This is a genomic window from Streptomyces sp. NBC_00316 (genome assembly GCF_036158715.1).
Classification (GTDB): Bacteria; Actinomycetota; Actinomycetes; order Streptomycetales; family Streptomycetaceae; genus Streptomyces.
Genome location: NZ_CP108023.1, coordinates 6,666,202 through 6,689,745, shown reverse-complemented (window position 1 = coordinate 6,689,745; position 23,544 = coordinate 6,666,202). Strand labels below are relative to the sequence as shown.

Sequence of the window (23,544 nt, the reverse complement as noted above, 5' to 3'; positions counted from 1 at the left end):
AGGCTGTGCTAGCCGACCGAACCCTCCATCTGCAGCTCGATCAGCCGGTTGAGCTCAAGCGCGTACTCCATGGGCAGCTCGCGCGCGATCGGCTCGACAAAGCCGCGCACGATCATGGCCATGGCCTCGAACTCGGTCAGACCGCGGCTCATCAGGTAGAAGAGCTGGTCCTCGGAGACCTTGGAGACGGTGGCCTCATGGCCCATGGACACGTCGTCCTCGCGGACGTCCACGTACGGGTACGTGTCGGAGCGGGAAATCGTGTCGACCAGGAGCGCGTCGCACAGCACGTTGGACTTGGAGCCCGCGGCGCCCTCGCCGATCTCGACCAGACCGCGGTAGGAGGTACGGCCGCCGCCTCGCGCCACCGACTTGGAGACGATGTTGGAGGAGGTGTTCGGCGCCATGTGGACCATCTTGGATCCGGCGTCCTGGTGCTGGCCCTCGCCCGCGAAGGCGATGGAGAGCGTCTCGCCCTTGGCGTGCTCGCCCATCAGGTAGACGGCCGGGTACTTCATGGTGACCTTGGAGCCGATGTTGCCGTCGACCCACTCCATGGTCGCGCCCTCGTACGCCACGGCGCGCTTGGTGACCAGGTTGTAGACGTTGTTCGACCAGTTCTGGATCGTCGTGTAGCGGCAGCGGCCGCCCTTCTTCACGATGATCTCGACGACTGCGGAGTGCAGCGAGTCCGAGGAGTAGATCGGCGCGGTGCAGCCCTCGACGTAGTGGACGTAGGCGTCCTCGTCGACGATGATCAGCGTCCGCTCGAACTGGCCCATGTTCTCCGTGTTGATACGGAAGTAGGCCTGCAGCGGGATGTCGACGTGGACACCCTTCGGCACGTAGATGAACGAGCCACCGGACCACACGGCCGAGTTCAGCGAGGCGAACTTGTTGTCGCCGACCGGGATGACGGTGCCGAAGTACTCCTTGAAGAGCTCCGGGTGCTCCTTCAGCGCGGTGTCCGTGTCGAGGAAGATGACGCCCTGCTCCTCCAGGTCCTCACGGATCTGGTGGTAGACGACCTCGGACTCGTACTGCGCAGCGACACCGGCGACCAGGCGCTGCTTCTCCGCCTCCGGGATGCCGAGCTTGTCGTACGTGTTCTTGATGTCCTCGGGCAGGTCCTCCCAGGACTCCGCCTGCTTCTCGGTGGACCGCACGAAGTACTTGATGTTGTCGAAGTCGATGCCCGAGAGGTCCGAGCCCCAGTTCGGCATGGGCTTCTTGTCGAACAGGCGCAGGCCCTTGAGGCGGAGCTTCAGCATCCACTCGGGCTCGTTCTTCTTTGCCGAGATGTCGCGCACGACATCCTCGGAGAGGCCGCGCTTGGCCGCCGCGCCTGCCGCGTCGGAGTCGGCCCAGCCGAATTCGTACGTACCCAGACCCTCGAGCTCAGGGTGGACAGTCTCCGTGGGGAGCGTCATGCGGGGTTCCTCCCGGCCGTGCTTGCAGATGCTGATGTGGTGGTCTGTGCGGTTGCAGGTCCGCCGCGCGGTACGAACGTCGTGCACACCCCGTCGCCGTGGGCGATGGTGGCCAGACGCTGCACATGGGTCCCGAGCAGGCTGGAGAAGATCTCCGTCTCCGCCTCGCACAGCTGCGGGAACTGCTCGGCGACATGTGCGACCGGGCAGTGGTGCTGGCACAGCTGCTCGCCCTGCTGAGGGCCCGGCGCGCTTCGCGCCGTAGCAGCGTACCCGTCGGCGGACAAGGCCTTGGCCAGCGCCTCTGTGCGCTGCTCGGGGCCCGCCGCGTCGATGGCCTCGCGGTAGGCGGCCGACTGGGCGGCGGCCCTGGCGCGGACGAAGGCGACGACCGCTTCGTCGCCCGCGGTCTCGGCGATCCAGCGCAGGGCGTCGGCGGCAAGCTTGTCGTACGACTGGTCGAAGGCGTCCCGGCCGCAGTCGGTCAGGGCGAACACCTTGGCCGGACGGCCGCGGGTCCGCGCCCCGTACACCCGCTGTTCGCGGGCCTCGACGACGCCGTCGGAGACGAGCGCGTCGAGATGGCGGCGGACCGCGGCCTGGGTCAGCCCCAGGCGCTTCGCCAGATCGGCGACGGTGGACGGGCCGTGGTCCAGGATGGAGCGCGCGACCCGGTTGCGCGTCGAGCGCTCTCCGGTCGCGAGTTCCTCCTGCGGAGCCTCGCCCTGGTATTTCACAACGCCATTGTTGCGTAATTCCTCCGGCCCTGACAACCACGGCCCGAAACGATCAATCGTGGAATTCGTCACTTAGGGTTACCTAATTCAGCCCCGGGGGACTCGGCTGCCGGGCCGCTGCCTAGACTTACCGGCCATGAAGAACGAGCCGGTCGTGCAGATCCGTGGCCTGGTGAAGCGGTACGGCGCCAAGACCGCGGTGGACGGCCTCGACCTGGGCGTACGCACCGGTGCGGTCACCGCCGTCCTCGGCCCCAACGGCGCCGGCAAGACCACCACCATCGAAACCTGCGAGGGCTACCGCCGGCCGGACGCGGGCACCGTGCGCGTCCTCGGCCTGGACCCGGTCGCCGACGCGGCCGCGCTCCGGCCCCGGATCGGCGTGATGCTGCAGTCGGGTGGTGTCCACTCCGGGGCGCGTGCCGACGAGATGCTCCGCCACATGGCGAAGCTCCATGCCCACCCGCTGGATGTCGACGCCCTGATCGAACGCCTGGGCCTGGGCAGCTGCGGCCGTACGACCTACCGGCGGCTCTCCGGCGGCCAGCAGCAGCGGCTCGCCCTGGCGATGGCCGTCGTCGGCCGCCCCGAGCTCGTGTTCCTGGACGAGCCGACCGCGGGCCTCGATCCGCAGGCCCGCCGCTCCACCTGGGATCTCGTACGGGAGCTGCGCGGCGACGGTGTGTCGGTGGTCCTCACCACCCACTTCATGGACGAGGCCGAGGAACTCGCCGACGACGTCGCCATCGTCGACGCGGGCCGGGTCATCGCCCAGGGGAGCCCCGAGACGCTCTGCCGCGGCGGCGCCGAGAACACCCTGCGCTTCACCGGCCGCCCCCGCCTCGACCTCGGCTCGCTGCTCAAGGCGCTGCCCGACGGTACCCAGGCGGCCGAGGTCGCCTCGGGCGCCTACCGCATCACCGGCGAGGTGGACCCCCAACTGCTGGCCACCGTCACCTCCTGGTGCGCGCAGCACGGCGTGATGCCGGACGGCATCGCCGTCGAGCGCCACACCCTGGAGGACGTCTTCCTGGAACTGACCGGCAAGGAGCTGCGCGCATGAGCGCCGGTACGTACGCCCCGCGGCCCGGTGCCGCCCCGCTGCCCCGCATGATCGGTGCGCAGGCCGCACTGGAGACGCGGATGCTGCTGCGCAACGGCGAGCAGCTGCTCCTGACGGTGATCATTCCGACGCTGCTGCTGGTGCTGTTCAGCGCCGTCGACATCGTGGACACCGGTGCCGGCAGGTCCGTCGACTTCCTGGCGCCCGGCATTCTCGCGCTCGCCGTGATGTCCACCGCCTTCACCGGCCAGGCCATCGGCACCGGCTTCGAGCGGCGGTACGGGGTGCTCAAGCGACTCGGTGCCTCACCCCTGCCCCGCTGGGGCCTGATGACCGCCAAGACCCTCTCCGTGCTCGTTACCGAGGTCCTTCAGGTCGTGCTGCTGACGGCGATCGCGTTCGCGCTGGGCTGGTCGCCGCACGGCAGCCCGTTCGCCGTGCTGCTGCTCCTCGTGCTCGGCACCGCGGCCTTCTCCGGACTCGGGCTGCTGATGGCCGGGACGCTCAAGGCGGAGGCGACGCTCGCCGCCGCCAACCTGGTCTTCCTGCTGCTGCTGGTCGGCGGCGGGGTCATCGTGCCGCTGGACAAGTTCCCGGACGCGGTGCAGTCGGTGCTCGGGCTGCTGCCGATCGCGGCCCTGTCGGACGGGCTGCGGGACGTGCTCCAGCACGGCGCATCGATGCCGTGGCGGGACCTCGGGATCCTCGCGGTCTGGGCGGTGCTCGGGCTGGGCGCGGCGGCGAAGTTCTTCCGCTGGGAGTGACCGCGCCCGGCCGCGCACGACCGCCCGTCCGGCGCTCCGGTCCGGCGGTTCGGGGTAACTCGTCCCCCTCGTGAAAGCTTGCACAAGCCGCCGCTTACGATGGTGCGCGTGCCTCAGCTGACCCGAGCCGACGTCGCTCAAGCCGTACGGAACCCGCTCTCCTTCATCGCCGGACGCTGGACCCCGTCCCCCCGGACGGTCCGGCGTGCGGCGATGTCGGCCGTCGTGATGGCCGTGCTCATCGTGGTGACCGGCGGCGCCGTGCGGCTCACCGGCTCCGGCCTGGGCTGCCCGACCTGGCCCAAGTGCACCGACGAGAGCCTGACGGCGACCAGCGCGATGGGTTTCCACGGAGCCATCGAGTTCGGCAACCGGATGCTCACGTACGTCCTGTGCGCGGCGGTCGGCTGGGCGATCATCGCCGCCCGTTCCGCGAAGCCGTGGCGGCGCAGCGTCACCCGGCTGGGCTGGGCGCAGTTCTGGGTGGTCATGGGCAATGCGGTACTCGGCGGCATCGTGGTGCTGGTCGGCCTCAACCCGTACACCGTCGCGGCGCACTTCCTGCTCTCCACCGCGCTGCTCACGGTCGCCGTGCTGACCTGGCAGCGGGCCCGTGAGGGCGACACCGAGCCCCGACCGCTGGTGGGCAAGGCGGTCGTGCAGCTGACCTGGCTGCTGACGGCCGCGGCCGGACTGCTGATCGCCGCCGGCACCGTCGTCACGGGCGCCGGACGGCACGCGGGAGACTCCAGCGACGTCCACCGCATCCCGCTCGACTGGAAGATGATCGCGCAGCTGCACGCCGATCTCGCCTGGGTCGTGGTGGCACTGACGGTGGCACTCTGGTTCGTGCTGAAGGCCGTCGACGCGCCGGCCGGGCCGCAGCGCCGCACCCGTGATCTCTTCCTGGTGCTGATGGCGCAGGGCGTGATCGGTTACGTCCAGTACTTCACCGACACCCCGGAGATCCTGGTCGGGCTGCACATGCTCGGCTCGTGCCTGGTGTGGATCGCGGTCCTGCGGGTCCTGCTGTCGCTTCGCGAGCGCCCCTCGGCCGTCGCCTCCGTCCCCGGCCCCGCCGCCGAGCAGCCGGAGCCCGCGGCCGCCGGCTGAGCGCAAGAGCGGCGGTTCGGCTCACTTCCCCTCCGCTTTCGGCCATTTCCCGTCGCGTATTCAAGGAACGCGTCCCTCCGGCCCCACCATGTAGGCCGTCACAGATCGTTCGTTCGATCTCTGGGGTGGACATGGGTTCGTGTACGGGACAGGACCGCGTCCGGTGCTTCCACCGCGGCCTCTCGCTCGCGGAGAGCGGAAAGTACGAGATGCCCCTCCCCCGGGCCAAGCTGCCCCGGGTCAACACGGCACTGCCCTCGCTGGTCGTCGTCATCGGGCTGTTCCTCCTCTTCGCGGACTTCTCGTGGGGCCGGCTCGGGGTGCTGATCGTCCTGGTCCCGCTTGCGACGGCGCTCGCCCGCGCCTCGGTCCGCACGGCGGTGCGCTCCCGCGACCGGGCCGCCGCCCTCGGGGACCGGGTCCATGGCACCGGGGCCGCGCAGGGGCCGGACCTCAGGCACTGCCGGGGCTGCCAGTACGTGCTGATGCGCGAGGGCACCGGGGAGAGCGCCGAGCACTTCTCGACACCCACCCATATGTCGGGCTTCCGTGACTGGGCCGAGAAGAACGGAGCGCGTTTCGCTCCGGCGCCCGGCTCCCGGGGGAAGGCGCCCGACCAGGGCAAGGGTTGAGCCGGTCCGTCACCCCAGCCCGTACACCCTGCGCGCATTGCCGGACGCGATCATCGCGGCGACCCGGGTGGCATCGGTGCGTGACCACGCGCCGTCCGCCACCCACCCGCCCAGCACCCGGCCGAGCGCCTCACGGAACTGACGCGCGCCCACCACGTGGAGCTCCGGCAGCCCCTGGGCGCCGCTGGAGAAGAGCACCTTGCCGAACGGGGCCAGTTCCAGGATCTCCGCCAGAACGGCCGCGGCGCGCGCCCCCGTACGGGCAGGGGCGGCGCCCGCGTCGGCGTACACATGCGGGTGGGCGTGCGCGAGCTGCGCGGCGTGCCGGTGGTACGGATAGCTGTTCAGCAGCATCAGATCGCTGCCCAGTCCGGCCGTGGCGGCGGCGAAGCCGGCGAGCCGCCGCGGGTCGGTGGAGCGCAGCTGCAGTTGCAGCGGACGCCCGCAGGCCACCGCGGCCCACAGCAGATGCCGCAGCAGCACCGGGTCGTCGGGGGCGGCGCCCGGTGTACGCGGGCCGCCCGCGCCGGTGCGGGCGGCCCTGCGTGCCGCGTCGCGTCCGGCGAGCCACCGGCCGGCCGCGCCCCGCACCTGCCCCGGTCCCGGTGGCCCCGGGTCGGGTTCCGGTCCGTGGTGCGCGGCCGTGTCGGACGTGAAGGCGGCGGCCGAGGCGGCGGCGGTGTGCACGGCCTCGGCGAGGTTGGCGACGAAGCTCTCGACGGTGCCCGAGGTGTCGGCGATCTGCTCGGCCAGGGACTCCAGCCGGACGATCTCGCGCGCGTCCGCCCCGGCCGCGGCGGCGATCTCGGCGGGGCCCGTGAGGTCACCGGGGAGCCCGGTGCCGACGAGATAGGTGGAGACCCCGGTGGCGCGCAGCAGCCGCCGGCCGGTCTCCACGACGCCCAGTTCCCGGCGGCGCGCCAGATAGCCGGCCGGCGGGCAGTGGGGGTCGAGGCCGAGCAGTGGCGCGCACCAGCGGCGCACGGCGAAGCCGGTCTGGGTGTCGAACAAGGTGGTGCCGGGGGCCGGCGGCCCGCCGGCCGTCGCCAGCCGGGCCTCGAAGGTGCCGAGGCCGAGCTCGGTGCGGAGCACCCCGTGGCAGTGCTGGTCGACCAGATCCGTCACGTGCAGTGTGTCGGCCATCCCGGGCTCCCTGCGACGACGTGTGTGTACACGTCCTAACGGGTGACCCCGGTGTCAGGTGTTGCTCCTGTGTCACCGGGATACGGCCCGCGCGCCCGTTCAGCCCTTGTTGCGCACCGTTCAGGCCTGGTTGGACGGGCCGCCCAGCTGGATCCCGGCCATCCGCGTCCACTCGTACGGGCCGGTGCGGACCTTGGCGGCGAACTCGCCGTCGAAGGACTCGTGCATCGTGATCCCGGCCTTCGCCGCGGCGCTCTCGGCGACCGCGTACGACGGGGCGACCAGGTCGCCCCAGCCGCCGTCCTCGCCGACCAGGACGATACGGGTGCCCATCTGCCCGATGTAGGCGAGCTGCCCCTCTGCGCCGCCGTGCGCCTTGGCGAAGGCGCCGATCTGCTTGGCGAGCCTGGCTGCCCTGCGCTCCGCGCGGGCGGCCTGCTTGCTGTCGTCAACCTGCTGGGTTTCTGCCGTCTCTGCCATGCATCGGATGCTACCGAGCGGTAGATCAACTGGCGACGGGCGGACGGCGTGGCATGGGCCACGTCGTCCGCCCGTCGGCAGGAGCAGAAGGGGGTGCTAGCGCAGGAAGGGGTCCACCGCGACCGCGACGAACAGCAGCGAGACATAGGTGATCGACCAGTGGAACAGCCGCATCTCCTTGAGCTTGGCACCGGAGACCCCGGCCCTGGCCCGGTTCTGCAGGCCGTGCGCCTCCCAGAGCCAGAACCCGCCGGTCAGCAGCGCCACCGCGGTGTAGAACCAGCCGGTGTAGCCGAGCGGGGTCAGCAGCAGCGAGACGATCACCATCACCCAGCTGTAGAGGACGATCTGGCGGGCCACCACCCGGTTGGAGGCGACGACCGGAAGCATCGGAACGCCGACCCGGGCGTAGTCGTCCTTCACCTTCATCGACAGCGGCCAGTAATGCGGCGGCGTCCAGAAGAAGATGACGGCGAAGAGGATGACGGCCGCCCACGACATCGAGTTCGTGACGGAGGACCAGCCGATGAGGACCGGCATGCAGCCCGCGATGCCGCCCCAGACGATGTTCTGCGCGGTACGGCGCTTGAGCAGCATCGTGTAGACGACGACGTAGAAGAGCAGCGCACCGAGCGACAGCGCCGCCGACAGCCAGTTGACCAGCAGCCCGAACCAGACGGTCGAGATCACCGCGAGGGAGATACCGAAGACCAGGCACTCGCGCGGACTCACCATGCCGGTGACGAGCGGACGCTGCGACGTACGGTCCATCAGCGCGTCGATGTCGCGGTCGATGTACATGTTGAGCGCATTGGCACCGCCGGCGGAGAGATATCCGCCGATGGTGGTGATGACTACGAGCCACAGGTCCGGCACACCCTGAGCGGCCAGGAACATCACCGGAACAGTGGTGATCAGCAACAGCTCGATGATCCGCGGCTTGGTCAGCGCCACGAATGCCTTGATACGGGCCCCGAACGGGCGATGGCCCCCTGGGCTCGGAGTCAAGGCGACCCCTGCGGGTCGGGACTCGACGGCCGTCACGCACACCCCTGACAGAGAAATCCCAGCAAGCTCCGGGCGTGGAGGCCCAGGAGAGACTTGCGCGAACCAGACCACTGTAGACGTTGGGGACAGGCCCTCCTTCGCGGGGGTGGGGTCGTGTTGGAGTGGCGCGGAACCACCGCTCGGAAGTGGCGCACAAGTGACGGGCGGCGCTCATCGGAGAGGCCCAAAAGTATGCCCTCGCGCTCATCGGAGAAGCCCAAAAGTGAGCCGCTCCGCTCATACGGGAGGCGAACTCGTCGGGAGGCCTGCACCCTGGAAAGCACCAGGAAATTGCGGGTTCTGTCGGGGGTAGGCTCGGCAATGCCCGGTGCGTCACAGTCACCGGTTTTACAACAGTGGAGAGGAGCCCTGACTCAGGGTGAGCACCAAGCCGACCACCACAGACCTCCAGTGGACCGAATTGGACCAGCGGGCCGTGGACACTGTCCGCGTCCTTGCCGCCGACGCCGTACAGAAGGTCGGAAACGGCCACCCGGGCACGGCGATGAGCCTGGCTCCCGCCGCGTACACCCTTTTCCAGAAGGTGATGCGGCACGACCCCGCCGACGCGGAGTGGACCGGTCGCGACCGGTTCGTGCTCTCGGCAGGTCACACCAGCCTGACCCTCTACATCCAGCTCTACCTCGCCGGGTACGGCCTGGAGCTCGATGACCTCAAGGCATTCCGTACCTGGGGCTCGAAGACCCCCGGACACCCGGAGTACGGCCACACCACCGGTGTCGAGACGACGACGGGCCCGCTGGGCCAGGGTGTCGCCAACGCCGTGGGCATGGCGATGGCCGCCCGCTACGAGCGCGGCCTGTTCGACCCGGAGGCGGCCCCCGGCACCTCTCCCTTCGACCACATGGTCTGGGTGATCGCAGGTGACGGCTGCCTGCAGGAGGGCATCTCCGCGGAGGCGTCCTCGCTGGCCGGACACCAGAAGCTCGGCAACCTGGTGCTGCTCTGGGACGACAACCACATCTCCATCGAGGGCGACACGGAGACCGCGGTCTCCGAGGACACCCTGAAGCGGTACGAGGCGTACGGCTGGCACGTGCAGCGTGTCGAGCAGCTGCCCAACGGCGACCTGGATCCGGCGGGTCTGTACGAGGCGCTGCAGGCGGCCAAGGCCGAGACCGAGCGCCCGTCGTTCATCGCGGCCCGCTCGATCATCGCCTGGCCGGCCCCGCACGCCCAGAACACCGAGGCCTCGCACGGCTCGGCGCTCGGCGCCGACGAGGTCGCCGCGACCAAGAAGGTCCTCGGCTTCGACCCGGAGAAGTCCTTCGAGGTCTCCGACGAGGTCATCTCGCACACCCGTGAGGCGCTGGACCGCGGCCGCGAGACCAAGGCCGAGTGGGAGAAGTCCTTCGCCGCGTGGCGCACCGCCAACCCGGAGCGCGCCGCCGAGTTCGACCGGATCTCCGCGGGCGAGCTCCCCAAGGGCTGGGAGGACAGGCTTCCGGTCTTCGAGCCGGGCAAGGGTGTCGCCACCCGCGCCGCCTCCGGCAAGGTGCTCCAGGCGCTCGGCGAGATCATCCCCGAGCTGTGGGGCGGCTCCGCCGACCTCGCGGGCTCGAACAACACCACGATCGACAAGACGTCGTCGTTCCTCCCGGCGGGCAACCCGCTGCCGGGCGCGGATCCGTACGGCCGGACGATCCACTTCGGTATCCGCGAGCACACCATGGCCGCGGCCATGAACGGCATCGCACTGCACGGTCACACCCGCATCTACGGCGGCACCTTCCTGGTGTTCTCCGACTACATGCGCAACGCCGTGCGCCTGTCCGCGCTGATGCACCTGCCGGTGACGTATGTGTGGACGCACGACTCGATCGGTCTCGGCGAGGACGGTCCGACCCACCAGCCGGTGGAGCACCTGGCTTCGCTGCGCGCCATCCCGGGCCTGAACATCGTCCGCCCGGCCGACGCCAACGAGACCTCCATCGCCTGGCGCGAGATCCTGCGCCGCTACACCAAGGTGTTCGGCAAGGGTGCCCCGCACGGTCTGGCGCTCACCCGTCAGGGCGTGCCGACGTACGAGGCGAACGAGGACGCGGCCAAGGGCGGCTACGTGCTCTTCGAGGCCGACGGCGGCGAGCCGCAGGTTCTCCTGATCGGCACCGGCTCCGAGGTGCACCTCGCCGTCGAGGCGCGCGAGGAGCTGCAGGCGGCCGGCATCCCGACCCGCGTGGTGTCGATGCCGTCGGTCGAGTGGTTCGAGGAGCAGGACCAGGCGTACAAGGACAGCGTTCTGCCGCCGTCCGTGAAGGCCCGCGTCGCCGTCGAGGCGGGCATCGGCCTGACCTGGCACCGGTACGTCGGTGACGCCGGCCGCATCGTCTCGCTGGAGCACTTCGGCGCCTCGGCCGACGCCAAGGTCCTCTTCCGCGAGTTCGGCTTCACCGGCGAGCACGTCGCCGCCGCCGCACGGGAATCTCTCGCCGACGTCACGCGCTGACGCCGTTATACGACTAGTAGGAGATGCAACTCTCATGACAGACGCACTCAAGCGCCTCTCCGACGAGGGCGTGGCGATCTGGCTCGATGACCTGTCGCGCAAGCGGATCACCTCCGGCAACCTCGCCGAGCTGATCGACCAGCAGCACGTCGTGGGCGTCACCACCAACCCGTCGATCTTCCAGAAGGCGATCTCGCACGGCGACGGTTACGAGCAGCAGCTCACCGACCTCGCGACCCGCAAGGTCACGGTCGACGAGGCCATCCGCATGATCACGACTGCGGACGTACGCGACGCCGCCGACATCCTGCGTCCTGTCTTCGACGCCACGGACGGCCAGGACGGCCGGGTCTCCATCGAGGTCGACCCGCGCCTGGCCCACCACACCGACGCCACGATCGCCGAGGCCAAGCAGCTGGCCTGGCTGGTGGACCGGCCGAACACGCTCATCAAGATCCCGGCGACGAAGGCCGGTCTGCCGGCGATCACCGAGGTCATCGGCAAGGGCATCAGCGTCAACGTGACGCTGATCTTCTCGCTGGAGCGCTACCGCGAAGTCATGGACGCCTACCTGGCGGGCCTGGAGAAGGCGAAGGCCGCGGGCCTCGACCTCTCCAGGATCCACTCGGTGGCTTCGTTCTTCGTGTCCCGCGTGGACTCCGAGATCGACAAGCGGCTCGACGCGCTGGGCACCGACGAGGCCAAGGCGCTGAAGGGCAAGGCGGCGCTCGCCAACGCCCGGCTGGCCTACCAGGCGTACGAGGAGGTCTTCTCCTCCGACCGCTGGGCCGCGCTGGACAAGGCGCAGGCCAACAAGCAGCGCCCGCTGTGGGCCTCCACCGGCGTGAAGGACCCCGCGTACAAGGACACGCTGTACGTCGACGACCTGGTCGCCCCCGGCACGGTGAACACCATGCCCGAGGCCACCCTCGAGGCCACGGCCGACCACGGGCAGATCACCGGCAACACCATCGCCGGCACCTACGAGCAGGCGCAGGCCGAGCTCGACGCCGTCGCGAAGCTCGGGATCTCCTACGACGACGTCGTGCAGCTCCTCGAGGACGAGGGCGTCGAGAAGTTCGAGGCGTCCTGGATCGACCTGCTCAACTCCACCGAGGCGGAGCTCAAGCGCCTCGCCCCTTCGGAGGGCTGACCACATTGTCTGGTGTTCCCGGAGCCAATCCGCTCCGTGACGCCCAGGACCGCCGGCTCCCGCGTATCGCGGGGCCGTCGGGCCTGGTCATCTTTGGCGTCACGGGCGATTTGTCCCGTAAAAAGCTGATGCCCGCCGTCTACGACCTGGCCAATCGCGGCCTGTTGCCGCCGGGCTTCTCCCTCATCGGTTTCGCGCGCCGCGAGTGGCACGACGAGGACTTCGCGCAAGAGGTCCACGACGCCGTCAAGCAGCACGCCCGTACGCCGTTCCGCGAAGAGGTCTGGCAGCAGCTCATCCAGGGAATGCGCTTCGTCCAGGGCAACTTCGACGACGACGACGCGTTCGAGACCCTCAAGGCCACCATCCAGGAGCTCGACAAGGAGCAGGGCACGGGCGGCAACTTCGCCTTCTACCTGTCCGTCCCGCCGAAGTTCTTCCCCAAGGTCGTCCAGCAGCTCAAGAAGCACGGGCTCGCCGACCAGAAGGAGGGCTCCTGGCGGCGCGCCGTCATCGAGAAGCCGTTCGGCCACGACCTCGCCAGCGCGCAGGAGCTCAACCAGCTCGTGCACGACGTGTTCCCGCCCAACGAGGTCTTCCGGATCGACCACTACCTGGGCAAGGAGACGGTCCAGAACATCCTGGCGCTGCGGTTCGCCAACACGATGTTCGAGCCGATCTGGAACCGGTCGTACGTCGACCACATCCAGATCACGATGGCCGAGGACATCGGTATCGGCGGCCGGGCCGGCTACTACGACGGCATCGGCGCCGCCCGTGACGTCATCCAGAACCACCTGCTCCAGCTGCTGGCGCTGACCGCGATGGAGGAGCCCGGCTCCTTCCACCCGAAGGCCCTGGTCGCCGAGAAGCTCAAGGTCCTCACCGCGGTGGAGCTGCCCGAGGATCTCGGCAAGCACACCGTGCGCGGCCAGTACGCGCACGCCTGGCAGGGCGGCGAGGAGGTCCTCGGCTACCTCGAGGAGGACGGTATCGACCCCAAGTCGAAGACCGACACCTACGCCGCGATCAAGCTGACGATCAACAACCGCCGCTGGGCGGGCGTGCCGTTCTATCTCCGGACCGGAAAGCGGCTCGGCCGCCGGGTCACCGAGATCGCGGTCGTCTTCAAGCGGGCGCCGTATCTGCCCTTCGAGTCCGGCGCGACGGAGGAGCTGGGCGGCAACGCCCTGGTCATCCGGGTCCAGCCGGACGAGGGCGTGACAGTGCGCTTCGGTTCCAAGGTGCCCGGCACCTCGATGGAGGTCCGGGACGTCACGATGGACTTCGCCTACGGCGAGTCCTTCACCGAGTCCAGCCCGGAGGCGTACGAGCGGCTCATCCTCGATGTGCTGCTCGGCGACGCCAACCTCTTCCCCCGTCACCAGGAGGTCGAGCTCTCCTGGAACATCCTCGACCCGATCGAGGAGTACTGGGACAAGCACGGCAAGCCCGCGCAGTACGCGTCGGGAACCTGGGGTCCGGCCGAGGCGGACGAGATGCTCGCACGAGACGGACGGAGCTGGCGTCGGCCATGAAGATCGATCTCACGGAGACCACTTCCAGCAAGATCAACCAGGCGCTGGTGTCGGCCCGGCGTGCCGCCGGTTCCCCGGCCGTCGGCATGGTGCTGACCCTGGTGGTCGTCACCGACGAGGAGAACGCGTACGACGCCCTGAAGGCGGCCGGCGACTCCTCGCGCGAGCACCCCTCGCGCATCATCGCGGTGATCAAGCGGGCCAGCCGCTCGCCGCGCAGCCGGCGCGACGCGCGGCTGGACGCCGAGGTGCGGGTCGGTTCCGACTCGGGCTCCGGCGAGACCATCGTGCTGCGACTGCACGGTGAACTTGCGAACCACGCCCAGTCGGTGGTCCTGCCACTGCTGCTGCCGGACGCCCCGGTCGTGGTGTGGTGGCCCGAGGGCGCGCCCGAGGACCCGGCCAAGGATCCGCTGGGCGCACTCGCCCAGCGCCGGATCACGGACGCGTACTCGGCGGAACACCCGAGCGCCGAACTCGCGGTGCGCGCCCAGTCGTACACCCCGGGCGACACGGATCTGTCCTGGACCCGCATCACGCCGTGGCGTTCCATGCTCGCGGCCGCACTCGACCAGAAGCCCGTCGAGGTCGTCTCGGCGACGGTCGAGGGCGAGTCGGAGAACCCGAGCTGCGAGCTGCTCGCCATGTGGCTCGCGGACCGGCTGAACGTGCCGGTGGAGCGTACGCAGTCCCAGGGGCCCGGTCTGACGGCCGTACGGATGCAGACCAAGGGCGGCACCATCGTCCTGGACCGCCCCGACGGTTCGCTGGCCACGCTCTCCATGGAGGGACAGCCGAACCGCGCGGTGGCGCTCAAGCGGCGGGAGACCGCCGAGCTGCTCGCCGAGGAGCTGCGCCGGCTGGACCCGGACAACACGTACGCGTCCGCGGTGAAGTTCGGCGTGGACCGGCTCACCGGCGCGGCAGAGTCCGGGCCCGCCGAGGCGGCGAAGCCCGCCACCGCCGGCACGGCGTCTGCCGCACCGGCGGCCGCCAAGAAGACCGCGGCGAAGAAGACGGCAGCGAAGTGAGTGCCCCTCAGCTTGTCGTGCACCGCGACAAGGAGCTGATGGCACAGGCCGCCGCGGCCCGGCTGATCACGAAGATCGTGGACGCCCAGGCCGCACGGGACCACGCGTCGGTGGTGCTCACCGGCGGGCGCAACGGCAACGGCCTGCTGGCCGCCCTCGCCGAGGCGCCCGCCCGGGACGCGATCGACTGGTCGCGGCTCGAACTGTGGTGGGGCGACGAGCGTTTCCTGCCGGACGGCGATCCGGAGCGCAATGTCACGCAGGCCCGCAAGGCCCTGCTGGACTCGGTGCCGCTGGACCCGTCCCGGGTCCATGCGATGCCCGCTTCGGACGGTCCGCACGGCAGCGACGCCGACGCCGCCGCGGCCGCGTACGCCGGCGAACTGGCCGCCGCGGCCCGCCCGGAGGACCACGGTCCGGTACCGACGTTCGATGTGCTGATGCTGGGCGTGGGCCCGGACACGCATGTCGCGTCGCTCTTCCCGGAGCTCCCCGCGGTCCGGGAGACCGAGCGCACCGTCGTCGGTGTGCACGGCGCTCCCAAGCCGCCGCCCACCCGGATCTCCCTGACGCTGCCGGCGATCCGGGCGGCCCGCGAGGTGTGGCTGCTCGCGGCGGGCGAGGACAAGGCGGAGGCCGCCGAGATCGCGCTGTCGGGCGCCGGGGAGATCCAGGCCCCGGCGGCGGGCGCGTACGGTCGCAGCCGGACGCTGTGGCTGCTGGACGCGGCGGCGGCCTCGCGGCTGCCGCGTGCGCTGTATCCGCCGGCCTCTCCCTGAGCGGTCGTCAGCGCTGCTGCACTCGGGCCCGGTTCGCTCCCAGGAGCGGCCGGGCCCCTGTCGTGTCCTGCCAGGTCACGGCGCGAACCGTGGCGAGGGCGCCCCACGGCCGGCGGACCACGCAGGACGCCGAGGAGGGACGGCCGCATCCGGCGGACCCCGGACTCCCCCGTGCGTGCGGGCACCACGGGCGACCACTGCTGCACCATGGGCGCGATGTACGGCCGACGGGTTCAGGCGGTCGGCGGGGTGCGCTCCAGGAAGGGCTCGAGCAGTCCTGGTACGGCCTCGGAGGCGAAGTCGAGGCCCTCGGCCGCATCGGCGTCGTACGCCGTGTACGCGCCTGCTCCGGCCGCCGTCGTGGCAGTGACGCTCAGCAGCCCGGCCCGCCGCTGGAAGTACGACTGCCTGACCGTCCAGCCGATCACGCCGGCCCGTTCCAGGGCGGCGGTGGAGCGCCGTACGGTGCCGGAACGGGTCACCAGGTAGTCGCCGCTGAGGGCGTGTCCCAGGCCGCGGTACGCGTCCCGGGCGAGGAGCACCGCGGCGGGCATCCCGACGGCGGCGCAGCCCAGCGCGATCCACAGCAGCACGGGCGTCAGCAGGACGCCGAGGACGCCGAGGACGCCGAGGACCAGTACGGGCGTCAGGGCCGCCCAGAGTGCCCGGCGCAGCCGCCGGCCGCGGGCCGCGACGGGGTGCGCGGTGAGCGCGGCGCCGGTCGGGGACACGGTCTCGCGCAGGACGTCGGCGGCCACGGTGTCGGCGACGGTCCGCGGCGCGGCGGGCAGCAGTGTGTGGTGGTCACGGCGCTGCTCCTCGTCGTCCGTGGCGAGGCCGGTGGTGATCGCGTCCACCCGGGCGGCACCGAACAGCCGGATGCCGAGCGGCTCGACGAGGTCGACACCGCGCAGCCGTCGCTCCTCGATGGAGACGGACCGCGAGGTGAGCAGTCCGCGCCGGATCCGCAGCGTGCCGCCGGGTTCGCGCTCCAGCCGGTAGTTCCACCACATCTCGACCCAGAGGCCGAACGCGCCGACGACCCCGGCGACCGCTGCGGCGCCGGCCAGGACCACGATCATCACGGTCAGCGAGGTGTCCCGGAACCGGTCGCCTATCCAGTCGAGCACCTGGCCCTGTGCCCCGAACCAGTCGCTGACCTGCATCACCGCCCCGGCTGCCGCACCGCCGAGCGCGGGTGCGACGAACGAGAGCGGTGCGTAGCGGATCCAGCGCGGGTCGAGCACGACGAGCTCGCCCTGGCGGTGGGCGCCGGGTGTGCCGGTGGCCGTACGGGACAGCAGTTCGCGGCGGAGGCGCTCGCCCTCGCTCCTGCGGACCGGGTCGAGCTCCAGGGTGGATTCGCCGCCGGTGTGCTCGCCGGTGCCGATCCGGACGGTGACGAGACCGAGGAGCCGCAGCATCGGATGAGCGGTGAGGTCGACACTGCGGATGCGTTCGCGGGCCAGTGAGCGCCTTTTGACCAGCAGCAGCCCGGTGTGCAGGTCGATGCGTTCGGCACCGATGCGGTAGCGGGTGCGGCGCCAGCGCACGTAGTCGCCGCCCGCGCCGCAGCCGATCAGCAGGAGCGCGCCGGTCAGCACCCAGCCGACGGCGGCCGCGAAGCCGAGCCGTCCGGCGAGGCCGAGCGTGGTGGGCACGGCCGCGCCGGCTGCCACGCCTGCCGAGACGAACGCGGTGACGAGGACCGTTCGCCGGTCGAGCCGCCGCCAGTCCCCGCCGGTGGCCGCAACGGAGGCTGTGGCGTCGCGGTCCGTCCTGCCGACCGGGGCGGAGGCGAGCCGCTCGGGGCCCGTGCCGTCCGCCACCTCGCTCATGTGGCGTCCCCTGGGGTGTCCCTGGTGATCCGGGTCAGCCGCTCGGCCAGCTCGGCCGCCAGCTCGTGGTCGAGGCCCCCGATCGTCACCGCTCCCCTGGACGACGCAGTGGTGACGGTGACCGAGGCGAGCCTCCAGAGCTGTTCGAGCGGGCCGCGCACCGTGTCGACGGTCTGGATACGGGACATCGGCGCGATCCGCCACTCCTGCCGGAACACCCCGGTCCTGACGTACACCGCTTCGTCGGTGACCTCCCAGCGGTGGGTGCGGAACCGCCAGAGGGGCAGGAGGAGGGCACACGCCGCACCGAGGACCGCGAGGACCGCGGCCGGCAGCCAGAGCCAGAACCGGGCGGACTCGATGAGCGCACCCAGCACGGCCAGGACGGCCACCGGCGCCGCGGTCACCAGCAGCCACTGGGTACGCCACCAGCCGACGGCCCTCGGGTCAGGCGTGTTGTTCGGCGGCCGGAGCCGTACCGTCCCCTCCCCCCTGGTCATCGGCTCAGCGGCCCCTGCGCGTGCGGTACGCGGCGACGAGCGCGGCGGTCGAGCTGTCCAGCTGCTCCCCGCCGCGTTCGTCGCCGGTCAGCACCGGTTCGATCTTCTTGGCGAGGACCTTGCCGAGCTCGACGCCCCACTGGTCGAACGAGTCGATGTTCCAGACGGCGCCCTGGACGAAGACCTTGTGCTCGTAGAGCGCGATCAGCTGTCCGAGAACGGACGGCGTCAGCCGGTCGGCCAGGATCGTGGTCGTCGGGTGGTTGCCCCGGAATGTCTTGTGCGGGACCAGCTCCTCGGCGACGCCCTCCGCGCGGACCTCGTCCGGCGTCTTACCGAAGGCCAGCGCCTGGGTCTGAGCGAAGAAATTGGCCATCAGCAGATCGTGCTGGGCAACAAGCCCGGGCAGCAGATCGGCGACCGGCTCGGCGAAGCCGATGAAGTCGGCCGGGATGACCTTGGTGCCCTGGTGGATCAGCTGGTAGTAGGCGTGCTGCCCGTTGGTGCCGGGGGTGCCCCAGACCACCGGTCCGGTCTGCCACTCGACCGGATGACCGTCCCGGTCCACGGACTTGCCGTTGGACTCCATGTCCAGCTGCTGCAAGTAGGCGGTGAACTTGGACAGATAGTGGCTGTACGGCAGTACGGCGTGCGACTGGGCGTCGAAGAACGCGCCGTACCAGACACCCAACAGGCCGAGCAGCAGCGGCGCGTTGGCCTCCGGCGGGGCGGTGCGGAAGTGCTCGTCGACGAGGTGGAAGCCGTCGAGCATCTCGCGGAACCGGTCCGGGCCGATGGCGATCATCAGCGAGAGGCCGATGGCGGAGTCGTACGAGTAGCGGCCGCCGACCCAGTCCCAGAACTCGAACATGTTGGCGGTGTCGATGCCGAAGTCCGCGACCTTCTCGGCGTTCGTCGACAGGGCCACGAAGTGCTTCGCGACGGCGTCCTGATCGGCGCGCAGACCGGTCAGCAGCCAGTTGCGGGCCGAGGTGGCGTTGGTGATGGTCTCGATCGTGGTGAACGTCTTCGACGCGATGACGAAGAGCGTCTCGGCCGGGTCGAGGTCGCGGACGGCCTCGTGCAGGTCGGCGCCGTCGACGTTGGAGACGAAGCGGACGATGAGGGAGCGGTCCGTGAAGGAGCGCAGCACCTCGTACGCCATGGCGGGTCCGAGGTCGGAACCGCCGATGCCGATGTTGACGACGTTCTTGATCCGCTTGCCGGTGTGACCGGTCCACTCCCCCGACCTGATGCGGTCGGCGAAGGCGGCCATCTTGTCGAGGACGGCGTGCACGGCGGGCACCACGTTCTCGCCGTCGACCTCGATCACCGCGTCGCGCGGGGCGCGCAGCGCGGTGTGCAGGACGGCACGGTCCTCGGTGGTATTGATCTTCTCGCCGCGGAACATGGCGTCACGCAGCTCGGCGACCCCGGTCGCACCGGCGAGCTCGCGCAGCAGCCGGAGCGTCTCGTCGGTGACCAGATGCTTGGAGTAGTCGAGATACAGATCGCCGACGCGGAGGGTGTATCCGATCCCCCGGTCCGGATCGTCCGCGAACAGCTGCCGCAGATGCGTCTGACCGAGCTGCTCACGGTGCTTGCCGAGAGCGATCCATTCGGGCGTCTGATTGAGCTTGGTTCGGCTTGGTGCGTTCATCCCGGATATCAGCCCACTTCTTCTCGTGCCTGCACATACCCCGCTGCCCCTCCAACTTAATTGATCAGAGGGGTTGACGAGGCGACAGAGAGCTGCGGCGCCGACAATTGCACTCCGGCCGGGCACCCATGGGGTGTCCGGCCGGTGAACAACTTCTAGATCTCGCCCCGGAGTTTCGCCAGGGCCTCGGCCAGGATGGCCTCGCCGTCCGCATCGCTGCGCCGCTCGCGTACGTACGCAAGGTGCGTCTTGTACGGTTCGGTGCGCGGCGGGTCCGGCGGGTTGTCCCGGTCCTGCCCGGCCGGGAAACCACAGCGCGGGCAGTCCCAGGTCTCCGGCGTCTGCGCGTCACTGGCGAAGCTCGGCTGCGTCTCGTGCCCGTTCGAGCACCAGAAGGAGATGCGGAGGCGCGGCGCGGACTCGCCCCGCTCGGCCTCCCCCATCGGCCCCGCTCCGACCCGGCTTCCCCGGATCGCGTTGCCACTTGCCACGGTCGTAACTCCCTGCGTGATGGTGCTCGAAGATGCCCCAGTCTACGTAAGGCCCAACGCGCGTCCAGTGAAAGGAGTTACACCCTCACCGAAATCGCGGACGCCGGGTCAGCTGTCCAGCTTCATCAGCAGACCAAGCACGATAATGCACGCGAACCATCCCAGACCGACCACCACAGTGATCCGGTCGAGGTTTCGTTCGGCGACCGAGGAGCCACCGACGGACGACTGCATACCGCCACCGAACATGTCGGAGAGGCCGCCGCCCTTTCCCTTGTGCATCAGCACCAGCAGCATCAGCAGCAGACTGAAGACGATCAGGGCGATCGAGAACCCCACAACCACGGCTGGTCCCTACTTTCCGGAATTCCCTTGGACTGCTCTATCGGACAACGGGGGCCGGGAGGACGACACCTCCCCGGCCCCCGCAAGGGTACGACGGATCCGCGCTACCGCATACTCACTGGTCGCGGAAGCGGACGATCTTGACGAACTCGTCCGCGTCGAGGGCGGCGCCGCCGATCAGCGCACCGTCGATGTCGGGCTTCGCCATGATCTCCGCGACGTTCCCCGACTTCACGGAGCCGCCGTACTGGATACGGACCGCGTCGGCCAGCTCCTGGGAGTACAGCTCGGCGAGCCGGCCGCGGATGGCCCCGCAGACCTCCTGGGCGTCGTCGGCGCCGCAGACCTTGCCGGTCCCGATGGCCCAGACCGGCTCGTACGCGATCACGATGGACTCGGCCTGCTCGGCCGGGATGTCCTTGAGCGCTCCGTCGACCTGCGCGAGGGTGTACGCGACGTGGCGGCCCTCCTCACGGACCGACTCCTCCTCGCCGACGCACAGGATCGGGGTCAGGCCGTGCTTGTAGGCGGCCTTCACCTTGGCGTTGACGATCTCGTCGGTCTCGTGGTGGTACTGGCGCCGCTCGGAGTGGCCGATCGCGACATAGGTGCACTTCAGCTTGGCGAGCATGGGGCCGGAGATCTCACCGGTGTACGCGCCGGAGTCCTGCGCCGAGACGTCCTGGGCGCCGTACTTGATCTTCAGTTTGTCGCCGTCGACCAGCGTCTGCACCGAGCGCAGGTCGGTGAAGGGCGGCAGGACGGCGACCTCGACCGCGTCGTAGTCCTTGTCGGCCAGGGCGAAGGCGAGCTTCTGGACGTGTGCGATGGCCTCGAGGTGGTTGAGGTTCATCTTCCAGTTGCCCGCCATCAGCGGGGTACGGGTGCTCATGAAAGGTCAGTCCTCCAGTGCGGCGAGTCCGGGAAGCGTCTTGCCCTCGAGGTATTCGAGGCTGGCGCCGCCACCGGTCGAGATGTGGCCGAATGCATTCTCGTCGAAGCCCAGGATGCGGACGGCGGCGGCGGAGTCGCCACCGCCCACGACGCTGAAGCCCTGGGAGTCGACGAGGGCCTGGGCGACGGCCCGGGTGCCCTCGGCGTAGTCGGGGTGCTCGAAGACGCCCATCGGACCGTTCCAGAAGACGGTGACGGCGTCGGCGAGCTTCGAGGCGTACAGCTTGTTGGTCTCGGGTCCGTTGTCCAGGCCCATGAAACCGGCGGGAATGGCGTCCGCGGCCACGGTGCGGTGCTCGGTCGGGGCCTTGGTCCCGAGGTCCGGGAACTGCGCGGAGACCACGACGTCGACGGGGAGCACGAACTCCACGCCCTTCTCCTCGGCCCGCTTCAGATACTCCAGCACCGCCGGGATCTGGTCCTCCTGCAGGAGGGAGCTGCCGACCTCGTGGCCCTGGGCCTTGAGGAAGGTGTACGCCATGCCGCCGCCGATGAGGATGCGGTCGGCCCGCTCCAGCAGGTGGTCGATGACGCCGAGCTTGTCGGAGACCTTGGAGCCGCCGAGCACGACGGCGTACGGGCGCTCGACGTCCTCGGTGAGCTTCTTCAGGACGCCGACCTCGGTGGCGATCAGGTCGCCCGCGGCGTGCGGCAGCCGGGCCGGGAGGTCGAAGACCGAGGCGTGCTTGCGGTGGACGGCTCCGAAGCCGTCGCCCACGTACACGTCGGCGAGCTCGGCGAGCTGGTCGGCGAACGCGCCGCGCTCGGCGTCGTCCTTCGAGGTCTCGCCGGGGTTGAAGCGGAGGTTCTCGATGACGGCGACCTTGCCGTCGGTGAGCGCGGCGACGGTGGCGCGGGCGGACTCACCGACCGTGTCGGTCGCGAAGGCCACGTCGGCGCCGATCAGCTCACCGAGCCGGGCGGCGGCAGGGGCCAGGGAGAACGCCGGGTCCGGGGCGCCCTTGGGGCGGCCCAGGTGCGAGGCGACGACGACCCGCGCCCCGGCCGCAGCGAGCTTCTCCACGGTCGGCTGGACGGCGCGGATGCGGCCGTCGTCGGTGATGGTGGTGCCGCTCAGCGGCACGTTGAGGTCGGCGCGTACGAATACGCGCTTGCCGGCGACGCCTTCGGCGAGAAGTTCGTCGATCGTCTTCATCTTGCTGGACTCCTTGGAGGGCGAGAGAGCATGCAACGGGGCTCGAACCGCGCGGCGTTGCGCTGTTCGAGCCCCGTGCTCACATCGAGGTGCCTGCCGATTCGAAGGTCAGAGCTGGCTGCCGACGAAGACGGTCAGGTCGACGAGGCGGTTGGAGTAGCCCCACTCGTTGTCGTACCAGCCGATGACCTTGACCTGCGTGCCCTCTGCCATGGTCAGCAGGGAGTCGAAGGTGCAGGACGCCGGGCTCGACACGATGTCCGAGGACACGATCGGGTCCTCGGTGTAGAAGAGGCGGCCCTTGAGGGGGCCCTCCTCGGCGGCCTTCTGGAAGGCCGCGTTGACCTCGTCCTTGGTGACCTCGCGCTCGAGGGTGATGACCAGGTCGGTGACCGAACCGGTCGGGACCGGGACGCGCATCGCGAGGCCGTCGAGCTTGCCCTTGAGCTGCGGGAGCACCAGAGCGGTGGCCTTGGCGGCACCGGTCGTGGTCGGGATGATGTTCTCCGCCGCGGCGCGGGCGCGACGCAGGTCGGAGTGCGGGAAGTCCAGGATGCGCTGGTCGTTCGTGTACGCGTGGACCGTCGTCATGAGGCCCTTGACGACGCCGAAGTTCTCGTCGAGGACCTTGGCCATCGGCGCCACACAGTTGGTGGTGCAGGAGGCGTTGGAGATGACGTGGTGCTTGGCCGCGTCGTACTTCTCCTCGTTGACACCCATCACGATGGTGATGTCCTCGTCCTTGGCCGGAGCCGAGATGAGGACCTTCTTCGCGCCACCGGCGATGTGCTTCTCGGCGTCGGCCTTCTTGGTGAAGATGCCGGTCGACTCGATGACGATGTCGACACCCAGCTCACCCCAGGGGATGTCGGCCGGGTTGCGCTCGGAGAGCACCTTGATGGTGTGGTCGTCGACGGTGATGCTGTCGGCGGTGTGGCTGACCTCGGCCTTCAGACGGCCCAGGATGGTGTCGTACTTCAGCAGGTGAGCCGTGGTCGCAGTGTCACCCAGGTCGTTGACAGCCACGATCTCGATGTCCGCACCCTGCTCCAGCAGCGCGCGGAAGTAGTTACGACCGATGCGGCCAAAGCCGTTGATGCCTACGCGGATCGTCACGAACCGATCTCCTCGTTAGGTACGCCGGGTTTCGACGCCGGCGAGTTGTATGGGATGTCCCCGACCGCCTCCGACCCTACCCCTCGGACGGCGCTGGAGTGACATCG

At 70.0% G+C, this 23,544-nt stretch carries 22 protein-coding genes; 9 read left to right on the top strand and 13 right to left on the bottom strand.

Annotated elements, in window-relative coordinates; genetic code table 11:
• Positions 1-8: 8 nt before the first annotated feature.
• Positions 9-1,430: a Fe-S cluster assembly protein SufB gene (gene sufB / locus OG878_RS29745; protein ID WP_328889629.1), complete on the bottom strand. Its 1,422-nt coding sequence runs from the start codon at positions 1,428-1,430 to the stop codon at positions 9-11.
• Entirely contained in the window at positions 1,427-2,167 is a 741-nt protein-coding gene (locus OG878_RS29740; protein WP_328889628.1) for a helix-turn-helix transcriptional regulator, read from the bottom strand. Before OG878_RS29740 ends, sufB begins: the two co-directional genes overlap by 4 nt.
• A 136-nt stretch (positions 2,168-2,303) precedes the next feature.
• Here OG878_RS29740 and OG878_RS29735 point away from each other — a divergent pair, with 136 nt between their 5' ends.
• The 4 genes from OG878_RS29735 (at position 2,304) to OG878_RS29720 (ending at position 5,739) form a co-directional block, all read left to right on the top strand.
• Complete coding sequence (locus tag OG878_RS29735; protein ID WP_328889627.1) at positions 2,304-3,230, top strand: ABC transporter ATP-binding protein; 927 nt, start codon at positions 2,304-2,306, stop codon at positions 3,228-3,230.
• On the top strand, positions 3,227-3,994 hold the full coding sequence (locus tag OG878_RS29730; RefSeq protein ID WP_328889626.1) for an ABC transporter permease: 768 nt from the start codon (positions 3,227-3,229) through the stop codon (positions 3,992-3,994). Before OG878_RS29735 ends, OG878_RS29730 begins: the two co-directional genes overlap by 4 nt.
• A 99-nt stretch (positions 3,995-4,093) precedes the next feature.
• Positions 4,094-5,107 carry a COX15/CtaA family protein gene (locus tag OG878_RS29725; RefSeq protein ID WP_328889625.1) on the top strand — a complete coding sequence of 338 codons (1,014 nt, stop codon included), beginning with the start codon at positions 4,094-4,096 and terminating at the stop codon, positions 5,105-5,107.
• Between the two features lie 209 nt (positions 5,108-5,316).
• Positions 5,317-5,739: a hypothetical protein gene (locus tag OG878_RS29720; RefSeq protein ID WP_328889624.1), complete on the top strand. Its 423-nt coding sequence runs from the start codon at positions 5,317-5,319 to the stop codon at positions 5,737-5,739.
• Positions 5,740-5,748: 9 nt separating this feature from the next.
• Here the strand turns inward: OG878_RS29720 and OG878_RS29715 are convergent, their stop codons facing one another.
• From OG878_RS29715 to OG878_RS29705, 3 genes are all read right to left on the bottom strand, one after another.
• Positions 5,749-6,882 carry an amidohydrolase gene (locus OG878_RS29715; protein ID WP_328889623.1) on the bottom strand — a complete coding sequence of 378 codons (1,134 nt, stop codon included), beginning with the start codon at positions 6,880-6,882 and terminating at the stop codon, positions 5,749-5,751.
• A 120-nt stretch (positions 6,883-7,002) separates the two neighbouring features.
• Positions 7,003-7,362: a hypothetical protein gene (locus OG878_RS29710; RefSeq protein ID WP_277325552.1), complete on the bottom strand. Its 360-nt coding sequence runs from the start codon at positions 7,360-7,362 to the stop codon at positions 7,003-7,005.
• A gap of 96 nt (positions 7,363-7,458) precedes the next feature.
• Positions 7,459-8,412, bottom strand: coding sequence for a heme o synthase (locus tag OG878_RS29705; RefSeq protein WP_328889622.1), 954 nt, complete (start codon positions 8,410-8,412; stop codon positions 7,459-7,461).
• Positions 8,413-8,788: 376 nt separating this feature from the next.
• Here OG878_RS29705 and tkt point away from each other — a divergent pair, with 376 nt between their 5' ends.
• From tkt to pgl, 5 genes are read left to right on the top strand one after another with little or no spacing between them, the layout of a single operon-like run.
• Positions 8,789-10,876, top strand: a complete 2,088-nt coding sequence (gene tkt / locus OG878_RS29700; RefSeq protein ID WP_328889621.1) for a transketolase — start codon at positions 8,789-8,791, stop codon at positions 10,874-10,876.
• 34 nt (positions 10,877-10,910) lie between these two features.
• The gene (gene tal / locus OG878_RS29695) at positions 10,911-12,029 is read left to right on the top strand and encodes a transaldolase (protein WP_328889620.1); all 1,119 of its coding nucleotides are present in this window, start codon (positions 10,911-10,913) and stop codon (positions 12,027-12,029) included.
• 5 nt (positions 12,030-12,034) lie between these two features.
• The gene (zwf, locus tag OG878_RS29690; RefSeq protein ID WP_328889619.1) at positions 12,035-13,567 is read left to right on the top strand and encodes a glucose-6-phosphate dehydrogenase; all 1,533 of its coding nucleotides are present in this window, start codon (positions 12,035-12,037) and stop codon (positions 13,565-13,567) included.
• The gene (opcA, locus tag OG878_RS29685; protein WP_328889618.1) at positions 13,564-14,598 is read left to right on the top strand and encodes a glucose-6-phosphate dehydrogenase assembly protein OpcA; all 1,035 of its coding nucleotides are present in this window, start codon (positions 13,564-13,566) and stop codon (positions 14,596-14,598) included. The genes zwf and opcA overlap by 4 nt, the downstream gene beginning before the upstream one ends.
• Positions 14,595-15,377: a 6-phosphogluconolactonase gene (gene pgl, locus OG878_RS29680; RefSeq protein ID WP_328889617.1), complete on the top strand. Its 783-nt coding sequence runs from the start codon at positions 14,595-14,597 to the stop codon at positions 15,375-15,377. The genes opcA and pgl overlap by 4 nt, the downstream gene beginning before the upstream one ends.
• A 233-nt stretch (positions 15,378-15,610) precedes the next feature.
• On the opposite strand, the gene OG878_RS29675 is transcribed toward pgl, so the two are convergent.
• The 8 genes from OG878_RS29675 to gap form a co-directional block, all read right to left on the bottom strand.
• Positions 15,611-17,215 carry a PH domain-containing protein gene (locus OG878_RS29675; RefSeq protein WP_328889616.1) on the bottom strand — a complete coding sequence of 535 codons (1,605 nt, stop codon included), beginning with the start codon at positions 17,213-17,215 and terminating at the stop codon, positions 15,611-15,613.
• Positions 17,212-17,715 carry a PH domain-containing protein gene (locus tag OG878_RS29670; RefSeq protein WP_328889615.1) on the bottom strand — a complete coding sequence of 168 codons (504 nt, stop codon included), beginning with the start codon at positions 17,713-17,715 and terminating at the stop codon, positions 17,212-17,214. The genes OG878_RS29675 and OG878_RS29670 overlap by 4 nt, the downstream gene beginning before the upstream one ends.
• Before the next feature lie 4 nt (positions 17,716-17,719).
• Complete coding sequence (gene pgi / locus OG878_RS29665) at positions 17,720-19,375, bottom strand: glucose-6-phosphate isomerase (protein WP_328889614.1); 1,656 nt, start codon at positions 19,373-19,375, stop codon at positions 17,720-17,722.
• A 155-nt stretch (positions 19,376-19,530) separates the two neighbouring features.
• A complete protein-coding gene (locus OG878_RS29660; RefSeq protein ID WP_078852825.1) occupies positions 19,531-19,866 on the bottom strand; it encodes an RNA polymerase-binding protein RbpA in 336 nt (111 codons plus the stop codon).
• A gap of 108 nt (positions 19,867-19,974) precedes the next feature.
• On the bottom strand, positions 19,975-20,211 hold the full coding sequence (gene secG / locus OG878_RS29655) for a preprotein translocase subunit SecG (RefSeq protein WP_328889613.1): 237 nt from the start codon (positions 20,209-20,211) through the stop codon (positions 19,975-19,977).
• 115 nt (positions 20,212-20,326) lie between these two features.
• Positions 20,327-21,103, bottom strand: a complete 777-nt coding sequence (tpiA, locus tag OG878_RS29650; protein WP_328889612.1) for a triose-phosphate isomerase — start codon at positions 21,101-21,103, stop codon at positions 20,327-20,329.
• Between the two features lie 6 nt (positions 21,104-21,109).
• The gene (locus tag OG878_RS29645) at positions 21,110-22,321 is read right to left on the bottom strand and encodes a phosphoglycerate kinase (RefSeq protein ID WP_328889611.1); all 1,212 of its coding nucleotides are present in this window, start codon (positions 22,319-22,321) and stop codon (positions 21,110-21,112) included.
• Positions 22,322-22,429: 108 nt separating this feature from the next.
• On the bottom strand, positions 22,430-23,437 hold the full coding sequence (gene gap / locus OG878_RS29640; protein WP_277325565.1) for a type I glyceraldehyde-3-phosphate dehydrogenase: 1,008 nt from the start codon (positions 23,435-23,437) through the stop codon (positions 22,430-22,432).
• Positions 23,438-23,544: the final 107 nt, after the last annotated feature.